This window comes from Neobacillus niacini (assembly GCF_046591715.1).
Classification (GTDB): Bacteria; Bacillota; Bacilli; order Bacillales; family Cytobacillaceae; genus Neobacillus; species Neobacillus niacini_L.
On record NZ_JAWVNQ010000005.1, the window covers coordinates 214,065 to 234,088 of the forward strand.

22 protein-coding genes are annotated in these 20,024 nt (G+C 41.2%); all 22 read left to right on the plus strand.

The features are described 5' to 3' along the window. The first annotated feature begins 102 nt into the window (after window positions 1-102). The 22 genes from atpG to nuoK all read left to right on the plus strand — a co-directional run bounded on the left by atpG (window position 103) and on the right by nuoK (window position 19,985). Window positions 103-960: an ATP synthase F1 subunit gamma gene (gene atpG / locus SFC47_RS15395; RefSeq protein WP_411255179.1), complete on the plus strand. Its 858-nt coding sequence runs from the start codon at window positions 103-105 to the stop codon at window positions 958-960. A gap of 167 nt (window positions 961-1,127) precedes the next feature. After that, window positions 1,128-2,549, plus strand: coding sequence for a F0F1 ATP synthase subunit beta (gene atpD, locus SFC47_RS15400; RefSeq protein WP_411255180.1), 1,422 nt, complete (start codon window positions 1,128-1,130; stop codon window positions 2,547-2,549). Between the two features lie 21 nt (window positions 2,550-2,570). Beyond that, entirely contained in the window at window positions 2,571-2,981 is a 411-nt protein-coding gene (locus tag SFC47_RS15405; RefSeq protein ID WP_411255181.1) for a F0F1 ATP synthase subunit epsilon, read from the plus strand. Window positions 2,982-3,420: 439 nt separating this feature from the next. Beyond that, window positions 3,421-4,335, plus strand: coding sequence for a proline dehydrogenase family protein (locus tag SFC47_RS15410; RefSeq protein ID WP_411255182.1), 915 nt, complete (start codon window positions 3,421-3,423; stop codon window positions 4,333-4,335). 190 nt (window positions 4,336-4,525) lie between these two features. Next, window positions 4,526-5,527: an SIS domain-containing protein gene (locus SFC47_RS15415; RefSeq protein WP_411255183.1), complete on the plus strand. Its 1,002-nt coding sequence runs from the start codon at window positions 4,526-4,528 to the stop codon at window positions 5,525-5,527. Window positions 5,528-5,601: 74 nt separating this feature from the next. Then, window positions 5,602-6,882, plus strand: a complete 1,281-nt coding sequence (locus SFC47_RS15420) for an ABC transporter substrate-binding protein (RefSeq protein ID WP_411255184.1) — start codon at window positions 5,602-5,604, stop codon at window positions 6,880-6,882. Between the two features lie 77 nt (window positions 6,883-6,959). Continuing rightward, a complete protein-coding gene (locus SFC47_RS15425) occupies window positions 6,960-7,838 on the plus strand; it encodes a carbohydrate ABC transporter permease (protein ID WP_411255185.1) in 879 nt (292 codons plus the stop codon). Window positions 7,839-7,878: 40 nt separating this feature from the next. Then, window positions 7,879-8,724, plus strand: a complete 846-nt coding sequence (locus tag SFC47_RS15430) for a carbohydrate ABC transporter permease (protein WP_411255280.1) — start codon at window positions 7,879-7,881, stop codon at window positions 8,722-8,724. Window positions 8,725-8,754: 30 nt separating this feature from the next. Further along, window positions 8,755-9,600, plus strand: a complete 846-nt coding sequence (locus tag SFC47_RS15435; RefSeq protein WP_411255186.1) for a PfkB family carbohydrate kinase — start codon at window positions 8,755-8,757, stop codon at window positions 9,598-9,600. Continuing rightward, window positions 9,593-10,420: a TIM barrel protein gene (locus SFC47_RS15440; protein WP_411255187.1), complete on the plus strand. Its 828-nt coding sequence runs from the start codon at window positions 9,593-9,595 to the stop codon at window positions 10,418-10,420. Before SFC47_RS15435 ends, SFC47_RS15440 begins: the two co-directional genes overlap by 8 nt. 34 nt (window positions 10,421-10,454) lie before the next feature. Further along, window positions 10,455-11,186: a UTRA domain-containing protein gene (locus tag SFC47_RS15445; RefSeq protein ID WP_411255188.1), complete on the plus strand. Its 732-nt coding sequence runs from the start codon at window positions 10,455-10,457 to the stop codon at window positions 11,184-11,186. An 18-nt stretch (window positions 11,187-11,204) separates the two neighbouring features. Next, window positions 11,205-12,752, plus strand: coding sequence for an L-glutamate gamma-semialdehyde dehydrogenase (pruA, locus tag SFC47_RS15450; RefSeq protein WP_411255189.1), 1,548 nt, complete (start codon window positions 11,205-11,207; stop codon window positions 12,750-12,752). A 17-nt stretch (window positions 12,753-12,769) separates the two neighbouring features. Continuing rightward, window positions 12,770-12,958, plus strand: a complete 189-nt coding sequence (locus SFC47_RS15455; RefSeq protein ID WP_411255190.1) for a hypothetical protein — start codon at window positions 12,770-12,772, stop codon at window positions 12,956-12,958. Window positions 12,959-13,070: 112 nt separating this feature from the next. Beyond that, window positions 13,071-13,202 carry a hypothetical protein gene (locus tag SFC47_RS15460; RefSeq protein ID WP_411255191.1) on the plus strand — a complete coding sequence of 44 codons (132 nt, stop codon included), beginning with the start codon at window positions 13,071-13,073 and terminating at the stop codon, window positions 13,200-13,202. Between the two features lie 1,016 nt (window positions 13,203-14,218). Continuing rightward, complete coding sequence (locus SFC47_RS15465) at window positions 14,219-14,593, plus strand: NADH-quinone oxidoreductase subunit A (RefSeq protein ID WP_411255192.1); 375 nt, start codon at window positions 14,219-14,221, stop codon at window positions 14,591-14,593. Further along, a complete protein-coding gene (locus tag SFC47_RS15470) occupies window positions 14,584-15,096 on the plus strand; it encodes a NuoB/complex I 20 kDa subunit family protein (RefSeq protein ID WP_063254614.1) in 513 nt (170 codons plus the stop codon). Before SFC47_RS15465 ends, SFC47_RS15470 begins: the two co-directional genes overlap by 10 nt. Window positions 15,097-15,099: 3 nt before the next feature. Beyond that, window positions 15,100-16,566 carry an NADH-quinone oxidoreductase subunit C gene (locus tag SFC47_RS15475; protein ID WP_411255193.1) on the plus strand — a complete coding sequence of 489 codons (1,467 nt, stop codon included), beginning with the start codon at window positions 15,100-15,102 and terminating at the stop codon, window positions 16,564-16,566. 3 nt (window positions 16,567-16,569) lie between these two features. Further along, window positions 16,570-17,670 (plus strand): NADH-quinone oxidoreductase subunit D, encoded by a 1,101-nt coding sequence (locus tag SFC47_RS15480; protein ID WP_411255194.1) that lies wholly within the window; start codon window positions 16,570-16,572, stop codon window positions 17,668-17,670. Next, window positions 17,670-18,674, plus strand: coding sequence for an NADH-quinone oxidoreductase subunit NuoH (nuoH, locus tag SFC47_RS15485; RefSeq protein WP_411255195.1), 1,005 nt, complete (start codon window positions 17,670-17,672; stop codon window positions 18,672-18,674). Before SFC47_RS15480 ends, nuoH begins: the two co-directional genes overlap by 1 nt. A gap of 65 nt (window positions 18,675-18,739) precedes the next feature. After that, complete coding sequence (nuoI, locus tag SFC47_RS15490; protein WP_063255622.1) at window positions 18,740-19,159, plus strand: NADH-quinone oxidoreductase subunit NuoI; 420 nt, start codon at window positions 18,740-18,742, stop codon at window positions 19,157-19,159. Continuing rightward, on the plus strand, window positions 19,156-19,674 hold the full coding sequence (locus SFC47_RS15495; protein ID WP_411255196.1) for an NADH-quinone oxidoreductase subunit J: 519 nt from the start codon (window positions 19,156-19,158) through the stop codon (window positions 19,672-19,674). Before nuoI ends, SFC47_RS15495 begins: the two co-directional genes overlap by 4 nt. Next, window positions 19,671-19,985, plus strand: a complete 315-nt coding sequence (gene nuoK / locus SFC47_RS15500) for an NADH-quinone oxidoreductase subunit NuoK (RefSeq protein ID WP_045518735.1) — start codon at window positions 19,671-19,673, stop codon at window positions 19,983-19,985. Before SFC47_RS15495 ends, nuoK begins: the two co-directional genes overlap by 4 nt. Window positions 19,986-20,024: the final 39 nt, after the last annotated feature.

Consider the following 20,024-nt stretch of genomic DNA (forward strand, 5'->3'; position numbering starts at 1 on the left):
GGTAACTGGTACGGGTGACAGGCACGGTTTTGGGTGCCTGTTACCCCGTAACCTTCCCCTGAACCTCGAAACACAATCTTTGTAAGAGGGTGGTGAGAACCTATGGCATCATTACGCGATATAAAAAATAGTATTAATTCGACAAAAAAGATGAGTCAGATCACAAAGGCGATGGAGATGACTTCTGCTGCTAAATGGAACCGTGGAGTTATGAATGCAAAAGCATTTGTTCCTTACATGGAAAAAATCCAGGAAGTAACTGTTGCAGTCGCAATGGGAAGTAACGGAGTTAACCATCCAATGCTTGAATCTCGTCCTGTCAAGAAAACGGGCTATATTGTTATGACAAGTGATCGTGGATTAGCTGGTGCTTTTAACAGTAACGTAATCCGTCGTGTGTTCCAAACAATTCAAAGCCGTCATAAATCGAAGGATGAGTATTCGATCATTGCAATCGGTCGTGTCGCTCGTGACTTTTTTGTTAAACGTGGGATAAATGTCGATCTCGAAATTATCGGGATTTCCGATCAACCGAGCTTCGAAAGCATTAAAGATATTGCCAGTAGTACAGTAGGTATGTTCTCCGATGGAACCTTCGATGAACTTTACTTATATTACACTCATTATAAAAGTGCGATAACACAAGAAGTAACTGAGAAGAAGCTGCTTCCGCTAACGGATCTTTCAACTTCTGCTGAGCTTACCTCTTATGAATTTGAGCCATCTGCAGAAGAAATATTAGACGTTCTCCTGCCTCAGTACGCTGAGAGCTTAATTTATGGCGCTCTTTTAGACAGTAAAGCGAGTGAGCATGCTGCTCGTATGACTGCAATGAGAAACGCTACTGATAATGCGAAAGAAATGATTAAGAATTATTCACTTATCTACAACCGTGCGCGTCAAGCAGCAATTACACAAGAAATTGCGGAAATTGTCGGCGGTGCGGCTGCATTAGAATAGAATTTTGTTATAAAAATTAACCCTATCCAGGGTTCTTGATTAGTCCGGCAGTGGGAGTGAGTTCAGCGTTCCCGGCTGCATTTTAAGGACGATAACGAGTAATGTGTGATTCACAGTGTTTCTTATTTAAAAGAATGTTGTGAAAAAGTAAGATAGGAGGGAAAACGATGAACAAAGGACGTGTTCTTCAGATTTTGGGTCCGGTTATTGACGTTAAGTTTGAAAACGGCCAATTACCTGAGATTTATAACGCTTTGCGAATTGCATACAAAGCGCAAAATCAATCTGAAGTTGATATCAACTTAACCCTTGAAGTAGCCCTTCATTTAGGTGATGATACAGTTCGTACAATTGCAATGGCTTCCACTGATGGTGTTATGCGCGGAATGGAAGTTGTTGATACAGGAGCTCCGATTTCTGTACCAGTTGGGAACGTAACACTTGGCCGTGTATTTAACGTATTAGGTGAAGTTATTGACCTTAATGAGGAAATTCCAGCGAGTGAGCGCCGTGATTCGATTCACCGCGAAGCTCCAGTATTTGAAAATCTTTCTACTGAGGTAGAAATTCTTGAAACAGGTATTAAAGTAGTAGACTTACTTGCTCCTTATATTAAGGGTGGTAAGATCGGTCTATTCGGTGGTGCGGGTGTAGGTAAAACCGTATTAATCCAAGAATTGATCAATAACATCGCTCAAGAGCACAGCGGTATATCGGTATTCGCGGGTGTTGGTGAGCGTACACGTGAAGGTAATGACCTTTTCCACGAAATGACGGATTCAGGCGTTATCAAGCAAACAGCGATGGTATTCGGACAAATGAACGAGCCGCCAGGAGCACGTATGCGTGTTGCACTGACTGGTTTGACTATGGCTGAATATTTCCGTGATGAGCAAGGACAAGACGTTCTTTTCTTCATGGATAACATCTTCCGTTTCACGCAAGCAGGTTCTGAGGTTTCTGCGCTATTAGGCCGTATGCCTTCTGCCGTTGGTTACCAGCCGACTCTTGCTACTGAAATGGGTAAATTACAAGAACGTATTACTTCAACTAATAAAGGTTCTGTTACATCTATTCAAGCGATTTATGTACCTGCCGATGACTATACGGATCCGGCTCCAGCTACAACATTCGCTCACTTAGATGCGACAACAAACCTTGAGCGTAAGCTTTCTGAAATGGGTATCTACCCTGCGGTGGATCCACTTGCATCAACTTCTCGTGCATTGTCACCTGAAATCGTTGGTGAAGAGCACTACAATGTAGCTCGTCAAGTACAATCAACATTACAACGTTACCGTGAATTACAGGATATCATTGCAATCCTAGGTATGGATGAACTTTCTGATGATGATAAGCTAGTGGTACTTCGTGCACGTCGTATCCAAAACTTCTTATCACAGAACTTCCACGTTGCTGAACAGTTTACTGGACAGCCAGGATCTTATGTACCTGTTAAAGAAACGGTTCGTGGTTTCAAAGAAGTCCTTGAAGGTAAGTATGACCACCTTCCAGAAGATGCATTCCGCTTAGTCGGCCGTATTGAGGACGTAGTGGAAAATGCAAAACGTATGGGTGTAGAGGCCTAAAACGCGTCAGGAGGGTAAAAAATGGAGACGATTAAAGTCAGTGTTGTTACTCCCGATGGCCCGGTCTATGAGTCAGATGTGGAAATGGTTATTACCAAGGCTCAAAGTGGCGAATTAGGTATTTTACCTGGACATATTCCAATGGTCGCTCCTCTTGAAATCGGCGTGGTCCGCCTCTTCAAGTCTGGCAGCAAACAAGAGGATCTGGTTGCAGTCAGCGGCGGCTTCTTAGAAGTTCGTTCTGAAAAAGTAACCATCCTTGCGCAATCAGCTGAAAGAGCAGAGGATATCGACGTGGAACGTGCACTGCGAGCAAAAGAGCGTGCTGAGCAGCGTATGCGTGATCAGAAAGCGGAAGACATTGACTTCCGCCGTGCTGAACTAGCCCTGCAACGTGCCATCAACCGTCTAACGGTTACAGGAAAACAATAATCTTTTATTTATGGAAACCCCTGCTGGTCGACGGACTGGTGGGGGTTTTTTTGTGCTTGTCCTTGTTTAACCTGCGGGGATAGGCGGAGATTTTCCGGTTAAGAGTAAAATGGGTCTAATTAAGGGGGAAATAGGGGGAGGATTTCCACTTATCCTGTTTAAAAACTATTATTTTTGAAGTTTTTTAGTTAATAGGGGGAATTTGTCCGTCTATATATGCTTTTTTAAATGATATTTTTTGGTTAAGCGGAAATTCTCCGTCTAACTATCTGTTCGGTTGCTTAACCTGGACCAACATTCGGTAATTGTGTCTATTAAAGCATAATTATTAGACTATTAAAAAAAGTTAGAAATAATTGTTTACAAATATTTTGTAATAATATAATATTTGGATTAGTACTACAATGTATATTTCATACATAGGACTTTGGAGGTGGATATGGAAGTTTTACTTGGAAACTTTTTTCATGCGTTAGCACGGAATCGAGTAGCAAACCGCGCTGCAAAGAAGTTTGGTTTTAAGATGGGAGCTAGAAGGTTTGTAGCAGGTATTTCGATTGAAAATGCAATTAACGCTGTTAAAAGTCTTAATAGTCAAGGTAAGATGGCAACAATGGACCACCTAGGTGAATTTGTTGCAAGTAAAGAAGAAGCTGCTGCAGCAACAACGATGTGTGTAGAAACATTGAAAGCAATTGCTATATCAGGTGTGGATTCAAATCTATCGTTGAAATTAACATCATTGGGTCTCGATGTTAGTAAAGAAATTTGTATCAGTAATCTAGAAATTATCTTGGCATATGCAAGTCAACAAAATATCTTTGTTAGAATTGATATGGAGGATTATGCACATTATCAAATAACCCTGGATATTTATAAACAGCTAAAGGAAAAATACGATAATTTTGGACTGGTTATGCAGGCATACCTATTCCGGGCAGAAGAAGACTCGGTAGATTTGAATAATTATAATACAAATCTTAGGATCGTAAAGGGAGCCTACAAGGAATCCAGTACAGTAGCATTCGAGAGTAAACAGGATGTAGATGATAATTATATCAAACTGATTAAGCTTCATTTATTAAACGGTAATTATACGGCAGTAGCGAGTCATGATGAAAAGATCATTAACCAGGTAAAGGAATTTATCAGGCAGGAGAATATTTCAAACAATCAAGTTGAATTTCAGATGTTATATGGAATTTCAGAAAGCTTGCAAAATCAATTAGTCAGTGAAGGGTATCGAGTACGGGTCTATGTACCTTATGGTGTGGACTGGTTCGGATATTTTATGAGACGTTTAGCTGAACGTCCAGCAAATGTACAATTTGTAATTAAAAACTTTTTCAAATGAGTGTATAAGAAGTATACATTTTTTTACAAGTATAGTATGACGTCATATAACAACATACACATACTGATGGTTTATTTTTTAACTAGTTAGCATGATGTCATATGACAACATAATAAAATTTTTTAGATTGTTATATGATGTCATATGATGAATTAGTATAATAAAAGTAATTGAGATGGGGGATTTTGATATGGTCAACGCACAGGTAAAGGTTAATGAGGATGTAAGGACAATATTGGAGGTTTTGAAAGATAAGACAATTGAACATGTATATTTTATTGCATGCGGGGGCTCACTAGCAGTCATGCACCCGAACAAATACTATTTAGATCAAAACTCTGAAAAATTGTCTACGGATTTTTATAATTCGCATGAGTTCGTTTATCGAAATCCAGTCGGAATAAATGAGTCTTCTCTAGTCGTACTGTGTTCACAAACGGGTAATACTAAGGAAACAGTAGAAGCTGCAGAATTTGCGAAAACTAAAGGGGCATTAACAGTAGGGTTAACGGAGGATATAGAATCTCCGCTCGCAAAAGCAGTAGATTATACGATTAAATATAAAGCTTTTTATACAACTGGAATCCCAATTGATATAGTGGATAGTAATTATTCTGTGCTCTATCAATTCGTTTCAGGTTTAGTAAAAATTTATGATGGAAAAGACCAAATGGCAAAAATGATTAATAGTTTATCAAATCTGCAGGCAGTCATTGATCGTACACATGAACAATACGAAGAATATACCAATACTTTTGCTAAAGCTTTTAAGGACGAGAAAGTTATTTATACGATGGCCAGTGGTGCAAACTACGGCGCTGCCTATTCCTATGCAATCTGTGTATTAATGGAAATGCAATGGATTCATTCACAGGCCATACATGCAGGAGAGTTTTTCCATGGACCGTTTGAGGTTCTTGATAAAGATGTCCCATTTATTATGCTTAAGGGTTTAGATCATACAAGACATCTGGAAGAAAGAGCACACAACTTCTTGAGTAAGTTCGGCGGTAATACCCTCGTACTTGATGCAAAGGACTTTGATTTCACGGGTGTAGATGAAGATGTTCAAGGTTATCTAGCACCGATTGTATTCTTTGAGGTACTTTGGAAGTTTGCGTATAAGCTGGCAGAAGAACGAAATAAACCGATGCTGGTAAGCAGACGCTATATGAAGAAATTCGATTACTAATCAGTAATTCTAGATTTGTGATGAAAAGAAACATATAGTAGAAACTATATTCTAATAAATGGGGCGGATATTGAATGAAAAAAATGTTGAAATCATTGTTATTATCTGTTTTAGTAATCGTTTTGATTGCTGGATGTTCATCCGGAAAATCTAACACAACCGGAGACTCAAGTGATGATAAAGTAACTTTGACCCTATTACACCGTTGGCCGAATGAGCCATTTAAGAGTTATTTTGAAGAGGCAGTTGAAGAATTTAAGAAAGAGAATCCAGATGTTGAATTTAATATTATTTCCGTTCTAAATGAGGATTACAAACAAAAAATTAACGTACAGCTTGGCAGTGATAATCCGCCTGACATTTTCTTTACTTGGGCTGGTGAGTACGGAAAGAAGTTCATCCGTGATGGAATAGCGTTAGATTTAACGAGTTATGTGGAAGAAGATAAAGAATGGTCAGATCAGATCATTCCATCCACCTTGCAGCCATTTAAAGAGGAGAATAACGTCTTTGGACTTCCAGTTTTAATGGATGTAAGAATGATGGCATATAACAAGGAAATATTTAAAGACCTAGGGCTTGAACCGCCGACAACATGGGAAGAGTTTATTGACACACTAAAGGCGATTAAAAAGAGCGGTAAAATCCCACTTGGATTAGGAAACAAAGCACCATGGAATGGCGGCTTATATGTAACGACTTTAAATCAACGTATGGTATCTTCTGAGGTTTTAGAAAAAGATAATAATCGAGCAACAGGTGAGTTCACTGATCCTGGTTATGTTAAAGCTTTAGAAAAACTAGAAGAATTAATTCCATATATGAATGAACATCCTAATGCACTAAGCAGAGAAGAAGAAAGAAGTTTATTTGTAACAGGCCAGCTGGCGATGATGGCGCTTCATACGATTGAGTTTCCTTACGTAAAGGATGCCCAGTTTGAATGGGGTACTTTTAACTTTCCTGAAATCAGCGGTGGAGAGGGAGATCCTTCGGTTATAACAGGTGCTCCAGAAGGCTTTATGGTTTCTGCAAAAACAAAACACCCGGATGTGGCTGTGGACTTTTTAAAGTTTTTAACTTCTAAACCAATGGCAGAAAAATGGGTAGAAGACACGGATGTTATTAGTACAACAAAGGGTGCTGTTAATGAGCAAAACTCAACTCCTTTAATGGTAGATGTAATAAAGGATGTTGAGGAAGCGAATGATATGGCGATTTGGATAGATACCGCTTTGGATGCAAAGGTTTTTGAACCTTATCTATCAGGAATTCAACAAATACTAAATGGTGAAAAGACGCCTGAAGAATTGATGAAAGATATTCAATCAGCTGCCAAAGAGGTAAGAGAGTAGTGGAAGAATAATATAGTCAATCCAGGAACAGTAGATTTCAGCACTGTTCCTGGAACTATAGTAAAAGGTGTGATGAAATGGTAAAAAGTAGATTTGCTCCATATTTGTATATAGCCCCTGGTCTATTAATCATATCTATTTTTATTTATTACCCAGTAGTTGAAAATGTCATTTCTAGTTTCTATAAGTGGACACCATTTTCGGATACAAGGGAATTTACTAATATTGATAACTATGTAAAATTATTTAAGGATTCTATTTTTATAATCGCTTTAAAAAACAACTTCATTCATGCAATCATTTCCCTTATTATTCAAGTAGGGGGCGGACTGATTATTGCAGCGATCTTAGAGGATAAAGTCTTTCGCAAATTTGCACCCTTTTTAAGAACGATTTATTTTATTCCAGTCCTCATCTCTATCACTATTGTGGGTCTTCTTTTTAGTTTTATTTACAATCCCCAATTCGGACTGTTAAACAAGTTCTTGACTGTAATTGGTTTGAGCGAATTGACGAATGGCTGGTTAGGAGATAGCAGCACCGCCTTTTATGCGGTTATTGCGATGGGGCAGTGGATTGGTACAGGCTATATTGTTATGCTTTTCATTGTTGCTATCCAAAAGGTGCCGCAAGAGCTTTATGAGGCTGGAAGAGTAGATGGTGCTAATAAAATACAGACATTTTTCCATGTGACGATTCCTCAAGTAAAGGAAACAACCTTTGTGGCAGTTATTTTCACATTAAGCCAATCAATGCTGACCTTTGCGGATGTTTACGTGCTGACACAGGGTGGACCAGGTAACAGTTCGCAGGTGTTAAGTACCTATCTATATGACACCGCATTTGTAGATAATGAAATGGGCTATGCATCTACCATTGCAAACGTAATATTTGCGATCTCCATTGTCTTTTACGTGATTCAGACGAAAGTATTTAGAACAGGCGAGGGGGATTAGAATGGAGACTATTACCAAGGTTACAAAGGAAGAGGTAGTCATGAGAAGTAAATTTAAAATAAACATAGGCTCCCGGCTGGGGATATCTCTCATTTCACTGGTATTAATAGTGTATTTTCTAGCCGTTGCTTACCCCTTATTTTGGATCATCATTAATTCATTTAAAACCACTGATCAAATTTATGCAAGCAGCTGGTCAATGCCCATACAATGGCTATTTTCGAATTATGTGGAAGCCTGGAACAATGGGGTTTCAAAATACTTTTTAAACAGTGTAATTGTAACAACATTTTCGGTTGTTATAACAGTTACGCTAAGTGCCTTAAGTGCATTTGGACTTACAAGGTTCGAATTTAAAGGGAAATCTTTAATTCTAGGTTTGCTGGCAGCGGGATTGATGTTTCCTCCTCAAGTTAGTTTAATTCCACTTTATAAACTGGTGCAGACGCTTGGGATCTATGATACCCATTGGGCGTTGATTATTCCTTACGTGGCTTTTAGGATTTCGTTAATATTATTATTAATTCGATCCTTTTTCCTGCAAATCCCCAAGGAATTGGAGGAGGCAGCCTATTTAGAAGGATGTACGACATTTGGGATATTTTATCGGATATTCCTGCCGCTGAGTAAGCCGATTTTATGGACGTCGGCACTGTTGACAGCCTATTATGCTTGGAACGAATTCTTATTTGCCAATATTTTTATTGACACAGATACAACAAAAACGATTACGGTCGGTCTATTATCCTTTAGAGATGCCTTATATACCAATTGGGGTGTATTGATGGCAGGTTTAGTACTCTCTGCTTTACCACTTGTGATCTTATTCTTGATTGTACAGAGACACTTTGTTCGTGGACTAGCTGAGGGCGGTGTAAAAGGATAATATCATTAAAAAGTAAAAGAGGGATTTTCGGTGAAATTAATTGGAATTGGTGATGCTGTAGTAGATTATTATAAAGATCAAGATGTATTTTACCCTGGGGGCAGTGTCGTAAATGTTGCGGTATTTGCGAAACAAAACGGTGCAGAGGAAGCTGCTTATTTAGGAATAGTAGGGTTGGATAAAGAGGGAGATCATCTTCTTGATTCCCTAAAGAAGGAAAACGTGGATACCTCAAGGGTTCGCCGTGTATTGGGACCAACAGGTGAGGCGGTAGTTACCTTAAATGAAGAAGGAGATAGGGTCTTCATTGGGACGAATAAAGATGTCAGGGTACAATCCTTAGTTAGTATCCAAATAAATGAATTGGATTTAGCGTATATTCAACAATTTGATATTGTCCACGCGACCATCAGCTTAAATAGCGGGATTGAGGAACAGTTAGGTAAGTTAGCCGGGAAAGAAATTTCATTTGATTTTTCATCAAGTGAGTATTGGGATATGGATTATGTGAAAAAAGTAGCTCCTTATCTTAATTATGCGTTTTTCTCAGGAAGTGATTTAACGGAATCGGAAATTACTGATTTGATTCAATCTGTTCATGATCTGGGTGTTGAGGTTGTTGGAGTAACGAGAGGTGCAGAACCAGCAATATTCTCAAAAAATGGCCAGTACTATCTTCAAAGACCCATAGAAACAGATGTACTAGATACCATGGGTGCAGGAGATTCCTTTATTGGTGCCTTTTTATGTCATTATTTTGAGAAAAGGAATATGGAAGCTGCCTTGGAACAAGCAGCGAAGTTTGCTTCAAAAGTTTGTCAGTATTATGGGGCATTTGGACATGGCCGCATAAAGGATTTACTTTCTAATGTTTAAGTTTGCGAATATGAATCTTATCTATCAGAGATACCCTTTAGATTATTTTCTAGATTCTACCGTAAAGCTTGGAATGAAGGCGATAGAGCTTTGGGCGGGTGCACCGCATTTTTATATTCCGAACACTTCTCATTATGAGATTCAAGGGATAAGAAAAGAAATAGAAAAAAGAGATTTAGAGTTGATTTGCTTTACACCGGAGCAATGTTTATATCCAATTAATTTAGCATCACTTGATCAGGCTATTTATAAAGATAGTATCAATTATTTTAAAAAGAGTATTGATATTGCTAATACATTGGAATCTCCGATGATACTAGTCTCAGCGGGCTACGGATTATTCACAGAAAATGTTCAGGAGGTTTGGAAGCGCTCTCGAGAAGCATTGCGGGAAATAGCGGAGTATGCAGAAAGTCAGGGTGTAACCCTAGCACTTGAGCCTTTCTTTTATCCTTATTCAAACGTAGTGATAGACTTGAACACAACAAAGGAAATGTTGTCAGAAGTAAATTCCCCCAATCTGCGCGCAATGGTCGATTTACCCTGTATCAATGTGGCAGGGAATACGTTAGAAGAATATCTAACTGCTTTTTCAGGTGAATTAGCGCACATTCACTTTGTGGATGGAGATGGAAAAAGCTCGGCTCATTTAGCGTGGGGAGAAGGGGTGTATTCAGCGGATTCCCTGCTGAACGATTTAAGGGTAAGCCATTATGACACTTATCTAACATTGGAGTTAATTGGTACCCAATATTTCGAAGTGCCTGAGGAAGCAGTCAAAAAAAGTTTGCAGTATTTAGGCTTCGGTACTGGAGCGTAATGGTTTTATTATTAATGAAGAGAAGGAATATGTTATGAAATTAAATGAGAGAAAAAGTCTAAAACCGTTGTATGTGCAGTTAGTAGAAGAAATCAAGAAAAATATTAATAGTGGAAAACATTCCGTGGGGTCAAAACTTCCCACTGAAAATGAGCTTTGTGAAATTTATGGGGTAAGCCGGATAACCATACGAAGAGCCATTACGGAATTAGAGGAACAAGGAGTTGTGCTGAAACAGCATGGGATTGGTACCTTTGTGTTAAATCAGCACAAAATTAAACGTGACCTTGTTTCTGTGAATGGATTCTCGGAGTTTTTAGTACAGTCAGGCAAGCAGCCTGCTACAAAAATATTATCTAAACAGGTTACAGAAGCAAATGAAATATATGCTGATATCTTAAAAGTTAATATAGGTGATCCTATATTAAAAATTAGAAGGCTGCATCTAGTCGATAATGACCCTATCCATTTAGAAAGTAGCTATTATTCTCTATTAAAATTTCCGGATCTCGATAAATTTTTAGAAGAATCTAGTTCAATATATAGTATTTTGAAAAATAGATATGGTGTGCAGGCAGTTAAGAATACAAAAACATTAAATGTGATTCAACCATCCATTGAACAGGCAAACTTGTTAAATTGTACACAGGATAATACCATTTACAGAGTTGAAAAGATTGCCTATGACTCTCTAGGTGAACCGATTCATTATGCAAAATCGTATTTGCCGACAGATAAAGTGACGTTTACGATTACGACTGATTGAGAATTGGAGGAATGAGCAATGTTACCAGAATATAAGCATGAACCATTTTTGGACTTTACTATAGAAGAAAATAGAAAAGTACTTGAAGCAGCACTAGAGAAAGTTCAGTCTGAATTCGGTGAGAACTATCCGCTTATCATCAATGGGGAAAGAATTGAAACAGCTGATAAATTTGAATCCGTCAATCCTGCGGATAAAGCGGAGATAATCGGATACGTTTCCAAGGCAACAAAGGATCATGTAGAACAGGCATTTGGTGCTGCTGAGCAGGCTTCTAAAAGATGGGCACTGGTTGACCCTGAACAACGCGCTAACATATTAGTTCGTGCTTCCGCCATCATTAGACGCCGAAAAGCAGAATTCACAGCACTTTTAATTAAGGAAGCGGGCAAGCCATGGAAGGAAGCGGACGCTGATATTGCTGAAGGTATCGACTTTATGGAGTATTATGCCCGCCAGATGATTGAGTTGAAGGAAGGCAAGCCTTTAAAAAGCAGGCCAAATGAACATAATCGATACATTTATACGCCAGCAGGTATCACGGTGGTTATTCCACCTTGGAATTTCGCTTTTGCGATTATGGTAGGTACTACTGTGGCACCATTAGTTGCAGGGAACACGGTATTGCTCAAACCGGCAGAACCAACACCGGTTATTGCTTATAAGTTTTTTGAGGTATTAGAAGAGGCGGGCCTGCCGAATGGCGTGGCAAATTTCCTTACTGGCGACCCGGCGGAAATTGGAGATTATCTTGTTGACCACCCCAAAACGGCAGTGGTTACGTTTACGGGTTCCCGTCCTATTGGAACAAGAATTTATAATCGGGCTTCGGTTATTCAGGAGGGCCAAACTCACTTGAAGAAGGTCATTGCTGAAATGGGCGGTAAAGATACCGTTGTGGTGGATGAAGACGCTGATCTAGATTTAGCTGCCGAATCGATTGTTTCCTCTGCCTTCGGTTTCTCCGGACAAAAGTGTTCAGCGGGTTCCAGGGCTGTAATCCACGAGAAAGTATATGATGCTGTTTTAGATAGAGTAATAGAATTGACGAAGGAATTGTCTGTTGGAAACCCAGTTGAGTATGGTATCTACATGGGACCAGTTATAAACCAAAAAGCTTTTGATAAAATAACAGGCTATATAGAAATTGGCAAAGAAGAAGGCATATTAGTTGCGGGTGGAAAAAGTGATGATTCAAAGGGCTGGTTTATTGAGCCTGCAATTTTTGCTGATGTAGATCCAAAGGCAAGAATTATGCAAGAGGAAATTTTCGGGCCAGTCTTAGCCATTGCTAAAGGAAAAGATTTCGATGAATTAATAGAGATTGCAAACAATACGGAATATGGTTTAACAGGTGCGGTTATTACAAAGAACAGGGAGCATATTGAAAAAGCAAAATACGGTTTCAATGTTGGAAACCTCTACTTTAATCGCAATTGTACGGGTGCAATTGTTGGGTATCATCCATTTGGAGGCTTTAAAATGTCCGGAACAGACTCTAAAGCAGGTGGACCAGATTACTTGACCCTTTATATGAATCCAAAGACTGTTTCTGAGATGTTTTAAATTTTATATGGATGTGAATGGAGGAACTTGAGTTTAGGCTCGAGTTTTTTCACTTTTTGTATGATGGTGAGGGGAGATATAAAGCTTATATTATAGTAGGGATTGGGTCGATTTTATGTTTTATGGGTAAGGAAAACGGCGTGGCCAGTCTTGCGACTGGCTTTTTTGGTGTTTGGTATGGTGTTGGATTTTTGTTAGGCAGGTAAACAAAGGGGTTATGCAGGTGAATTTGTAAAATAGGCAGGTAAGGGTGTGGAATAGGCAGGAAGAGGAGGATAATATGCAGGTAAGAGGGGGAGATTATGATTTCAATTGGGAATGGGAGTGCCCGAAGCGATCAGGAAATGGGAAAATGACGATGGGCCAGTCTTACGACTGGCCTTTTTAGTGTTTGGAGCGGTGTTAGATTTAGTTAGGCAGGTAAACAAAGGGTTTATGCAGGTGAATTGAAAAATAGGCAGGTAAGGGTGTGGATTATGCAGGTAGAGGAGGATAATATGCAGGTAAGATGGGATAATGGGGATTTCAATTAGGGATGGGAGTGCTTGCAGCGATTAGGGAATGGGAAAATGACGATGGGCCAGTCTTGCGACTAGTCTTTTTTGGTGTTTGGTATGGTGTTGGATTTTTGTTAGGCAGGTAAACAAAGGGTTTATGCAGGTGAATTGAAATACTTGCAGGTAAGAGTGTGAATTAGGCAGGAAGAGGAGGATAATATGCAGGTAAGAGGGGGAGATTGGGATTTCAGATGGGTTCGTGGATGCCGAAGCGATCTCGGAATGGGAGAATGTCGAGGGGGCAGTCTAGCGACTGGCATTTATAGGAATTTAGTATGATGTTTATTATAATTCTTCCATTTTAATAGAAATTATTGAATGAATTGGGTTATGGTGAATATGATGTTGGTGACGGGTTGTACAGTATTTAAATTTATTTGTATAAAGAGTTAAGGTTTGGTGGACTTTTTATGACAATTCTCACTGACAGTTGGTGAACTATGTTGTTAAATGTCGGTATAGGGAACACTTGCGGCTCTTGCGAGCCTCATTATTATGCACGTCATCTTCCGCTCCGCTTCAGATCACGTGCATTAGGTTCAGGGTTTTGCCGGTTCGCTCTTGCGTCATCTTTGGGGTGATTTCAGGGAGTTTCTCTGCGAGATCACGCAAACGCTCAGGGGGGTGGGGCCCTTGTGTCGCAAAACCAGGTTGCCGACAAAATTGGAAATTCTATCGCCATGGGCTAACGCCCATTGCGCTTCCGCTAACGCTCCAGCTTGCAAAACTCCCCAATCCAAGGCGATTTTGCGAGCAAGCTCTCAATCGCTTGGATTGGGAAGTTTTGCGGCGATAGAATTTCCAATTTTAATGGGGTGGTGTTGTCGACACAGGTTTGTAACAGTGCTATAATGTTATCGGTTACAAGTTTCATTTGTATGAAAATTTTCAACATTGGAGGGGATGGACTTGGAACTTTTGAATTTATATCAGAATAATTATCTGATAGTTTTTGTGTTCCTCTGTCTAGGGGTGCTGCTGCCGTTGGTGGCTTTATTTTTAGGTAAGCTTTTGCGTCCTCATAAGCCGAGTGTCGAGAAGTATACCACGTATGAGAGCGGTATTGATCCATTTCACGATTCCCGTGTACAGTTTAATGTCCGCTATTATATTTTCGCCCTTATGTTTGTTATTTTTGATGTAGAGACTGTGTTTTTATATCCATGGGCGGTTGCCTATGACAGATTAGGAATTTTTGCGTTAATTGAGATGTTGATTTTCGTAATTATGCTGTTAATTGGCTTAATCTACGCTTGGAAGAAGAAGGTGCTACGATGGACTTAAAACTAGATGACCTTTCACCACAGGAAATGAAAGAGTTAGAGCGAAATGTATTTTTTGCGACGCTGGAGCAAATCAAGGCATGGGCACGAAGTAATTCTTTGTGGCCGATGACGTTTGGTCTGGCTTGTTGTGCGATTGAAATGATGGGTACGGGTGGAGCAAACTATGACCTTGACCGCTTTGGGACGATTTTTAGGACGTCGCCGCGGCAGTCGGATTGTATGATTGTGTCTGGTACGGTGACGAAAAAAATGGCGCCGATTGTCCGCCGTTTGTATGATCAAATGCCAGAGCCGAAGTGGGTTATTGCAATGGGATCTTGTGCAACAGCAGGAGGACCGTATGTGAAGTCGTATTCGGTCGTGAAGGGTGTTGACCAGATTGTTCCGGTTGATGTTTATATCCCTGGATGTCCGCCAAACCCGGCCGCATTAATTTATGGAATTAATAAGTTAAAGGAAAAGATTCGCTATGAGGCGAAGACTGGGAAGAAGGTGATCTAACCGATGAGCGGGGAAAAGGATCTCGATCAATTAAAAAGAGAAGCGGCTGAGAAAGCAAAGGCGGCAGCGTTAGCGAAGCGTCAGGCGAAAGCTGCTGGGGAATCTCCATCTGCTCCAAAGCAGGAGGACAAACCTTCTGAACAAGTTTCGGCTCCGGAAGGGCAGTCTGCCAAGCCAGCTGAAATACCTGCTGAAGACAGTTCAGACCTTGCGAAGAAGAAGGCCGCGGCAGCTGCGAAGGCAAAGGCAGCTGCACTCGCTAAGAAAAAGCGTGAGGGTATCGTAGAGGAAGAAGCTCCTGCTCCGGTTGAAACCGCACCAGCTTCAGCCGAAACGAGCGATGACGGCGACGATTTAGCAAAGCAAAAGGCAGCGGCGGTAGCGAAAGCAAAAGCAGCGGCAGCAGCAAAGCGGAAAGCAATGGAGTTAGCGGGAGAATCAGCACCTGCAGAGGAAACCCCAGCAGCTGAAGCAAGCGATGACGGCGACGATCTAGCGAAAAAGAAAGCAGCGGCAGTAGCAAAGGCAAAAGCGGCGGCAGCGGCCAAGCGGAAAGCAATGGAGTTAGCGGGAGAATCAGCACCTGCAGAGGAAACCCCAGCAGCTGAGGCGGGCGATGATGGCGATGACCTTGCGAAGAAAAAGGCAGCGGCAGTAGCGAAAGCAAAAGCGGCGGCAGCAGCCAAGCGGAAGGCAATGGAGCTTGCAGGTGAAGCACCGGCTGATGAACCTGCTGGAGATGACGCGAAGGCGAAAGCGGCAGCAGCGGCCAAGGCAAAAGCAGCGGCGGCAGCAAAAGCAAAGGCTGCAGCAGCGGCGAAAGCGAAGGCAGCTGGTACGGGTGACACTGTATCGGGCAGCGATGATGAAAAAGCCAAAGCAAAAGCGGCAGCTGTAGCGAAAGCAAAGGCAGCGGCAGCAGCGAAGGCAAAAGCAGCAGGCGCAGCAAAGGGCGGCGACGTATCGCCAGCCGATACGGCCGAACAGCCATCACCAAATCAACACTTCCTAGACAAGTATAGGAAAGTGATTGAGGAAAACTTGGGTTCAGATGTTTTAGAAGATTCTTATATTAATAAATTGTCGAAAGACGTTCCGACACTTGTTGCGAAGAAAGATACATATTTCAAGGTAGCTCAATTTTTAAAATATAATGAGCTCCTGGGCTTCGATTATCTATCTGAGCTGCATGGAACTGATTTTGTCACACATATGGAAGTATATGTTCACTTATTCTCATACAAAAATCGCCAATCTGTGGCGTTAAAAGTGAAGATTGACCGCGATGAACCAACAATCGAGTCCTTGCAGCCAATTTGGGCAGGAGCCAACTGGCCTGAGTGCGAAGCTTATGATTTATTAGGAATAAAGTTTACCGGACATCCGAATTTACATCGGATCTTGCTTGGAGAAGATTGGGTTGGCCATCCACTGCGTAAAGATTATGAACAGTATGATGTGGAGGTGTAACCAATGATCAGAACAGAAGAAATGCTGCTTAACGTCGGTCCTCAGCATCCTAGTACGCACGGAGTATTCCGGCTTGTCGTTAAAATCGATGGGGAAATCATTACGGAGGCGACTCCTGTCATCGGTTATTTACACCGCGGAACAGAAAAGCTGGCAGAAGACCTGCAGTATACACAGATTATCCCTTACACAGACCGCATGGACTATTTGTCTGCGATGACAAATAACTATGTGATTTGCCATGCCGTTGAAACGATGATGGGCATTCAAATTCCGGACCGTGCGGAATACCTTCGTGTTATGGCGATGGAATTAGGACGTATCGCGAGCCACCTGGTTGCTTGGGGAACATACATCCTCGACTTGGGTGCGACAAGTCCGTTCATCTATGCGTTCCGTGACCGTGAAATGATTATCAATATGCTGAACGAATTATCAGGTGCGCGCTTGACCTTTAACTATATGCGTGTCGGCGGGGTTAAGTGGGATGCTCCAGAAGGCTGGGTTGACGGAGTAAGGGAGTTTGTTCCTTATTTAAGAGAACAGCTGAAAGGCTACCATAACCTTGTATCTGGAAATGAAATCTTTTTAGACCGTGTAAAAGGGGTTGGCGTGTATTCAAAAGAAGAAGCCATCAACTATTCACTCAGCGGTCCAAACCTTCGCAGCACCGGAGTGAAATGGGATCTTCGTAAAGATGAACCATATTCAATTTACGACCGCTTTGACTTTGATGTTATCACAAGGGAAGAAGGCGACTGCTTGGCTCGCTACCATGTGCGCCTTGAAGAAATCGAAGAATCCTTGAAAATCCTTGAGCAGGCTTGTGAACAATTCCCTGCTGAAGGCGAGATCATGGCCAAGGTGCCAAAAATTATTAAAGCACCAAAAGGGGAAGCTTTTGTAAGAATCGAATCTCCACGCGGAGAAATTGGCTGCTATATCTCAAGTGACGGTAAAAAAGAACCGTATCGCTTGAAGTTTAGAAGACCTTCATTCTATAATCTGCAAATTCTCCCTAAATTATTAGTAGGCGAAAACATTGCAAACTTGATTGCGATTTTAGGGGCAGTTGACATTGTCCTTGGGGAGGTGGACGGCTAATGATTGAAGAGTTGCTCCAGTCAAGTCCCGGCTTGATGAACTTTGGAATCTTCTTTTTGCTTGCCGTTGTCTTACTTTTAGTAGTATTAGGTTTTGTAACCTATGCGATTTTAGCAGAGCGTAAGGTTTTAGGATACATGCAGGCTCGTCACGGCCCAAACCAGCTTGGCGGTAAATGGGGATTATTGCAGACGGTAGCCGACGTTCTGAAACTGTTAATTAAAGAAGACGTAATTCCAAAGGCAGCTGACAGGCCGTTATTTATCCTAGCGCCAATCATTGCCTTTACACCAGCGTTTATGGTCCTTGCGACCATCCCGTTTACAGACAAATTCCAATTTGCCGATATCGGGGTTGGCTTGCTTTACTATATCGCTGTATCTGGTATGACGATATTCGGTATGGTTCTCGGCGGATGGGCGTCTAACAATAAATACGCACTCCTTGGGGGCATGCGTGCAGGCGCACAGATGATTTCCTATGAGATTCCGCTTGTTATGTCTGTGTTAGGTGTCATTCTTTTAACCGGAAGCTTGAATTTAACGGATATTGTAGTGAAGCAAGAGCATGGCTGGTTCATTCTTTATCAGCCGATTGCGTTTGTCGTGTTCTTTATCGCATCGATTGCAGAATTAAACCGGACACCATTTGACCTTCCGGAATCAGAGAACGAACTGGTTGCCGGATACTTTGTTGAATATTCCGGATTCCGCTGGGCATTCTTTATGCTCACAGAATATGTATACATGTTCGCGATGTCTTCATTGGTGACGGTCCTTTTCTTAGGAGGATGGCTGCCGCCGCTTGAGATCTTAGGATTTATTCCTGGTGCGGTATGGTTTGCAATCAAGTTTTGCGTCGTTGTCTTTGTTTACATGTGGTTACGGGCAACACTCCCACGTTTTAGAATCGACCGATTAATGGAATTCGCGTGGAAAGTACTATTCCCAGTAGCATTAGCAAACATATTCTTAACAGCGCTAATCAAAACGTTATTTTTCTAGGTGACTGCGCCTCGGTGACAGGCACCATATTAGAGTAATTCTAAATAAACAAAGGGGTGAAAAACGTGCTTGGATTTACAAAAGGCTTGAAATATACCCTTAAACAGCTTACGAAGGAAAAGGTAACCTATAATTATCCAGATGAGCCGCTTCCGCTTCCGGACCGCTTCCGCGGAATTCAAAAATTCTATCCGGAAAAGTGTATCGTGTGCAATCAATGCATGAACATTTGCCCGACAGAATGTATTAATTTAACGGGTAAAAAACATCCGGATCCAACGAAAAAAGGGAAAATCATTGATACGTATGATATCAATTTTGAGATCTGTATTCTTTGCGACCTCTGTACAGAGGTTTGCCCGACTGAAGCGATTGTCATGACCAATAACTTTGAGTTAGCGTCATACAGCCGTGATATGTTATTTAAAAACCTTGAATGGTTAGATGAGAACGACGAAAACGTACGGCAGGTGAATAAACCATGACAATATCAGGCGAGTTTATCGCATTTATGGGCCTCGCCCTAGTCGCTATCATTGGCGGCGTCCTGTTATTGAACCTTACCAAAGTCGTGCACATGGTCGTGGCCCTCATTTTTACGTTCGTCAGCATTGCCGGTATTTACGTGCTGCTGTCAGCTGAATTTGTCGCAGCGGTTCAAATCCTGATTTATTCTGGTGCGATTACCATTATCATGTTATTTGGGATTATGTTAACGAAGCATGATGATGAAGGGGAAACAACCACTGGCAAAGGAAGAAAGGTTCTATTATTTCTAGGTGTAATCGGATTTGCAGCGGCTGTTTACATTGGAATCTATGATTTCAATGTGGTACAGGTACCAACCGATTTACATGTGGACAATACCATGAAAATTGGGGAAGCGTTGTATTCGAAATGGGTAATTCCATTTGAATTAACTTCTGTTTTACTATTAGTCGCACTTGTCGGAGCGATTATTCTCGCGAAGAAAGACGAGAAGGAGGGTGACAAGGAATGAGTTCAGTTCCGGCTTCAGCCTTCTTGGCACTCGCACTGATTTTATTCTGTATCGGCTTATACGGGGCATTGACAAAAAGAAACACCGTCATCGTCCTCATCTCCATCGAATTAATGCTGAATGCCGTTAACATTAACCTGGTAACCTTCAGCAAATACGGGGTGGCACCGTCCATCACCGGTCAAATCTTCGCTCTGTTCACGATTAGCGTAGCCGCTGCAGAAGCAGCCGTCGGTCTAGCTATTTTGATCGCTCTATACCGCAATCGCAAAACCGTCAACATCGACGATATGGACACTATGAAAAACTAGTTAATAGTAAGTTGGAATTTTTTTTAGAACCTGCGGTGC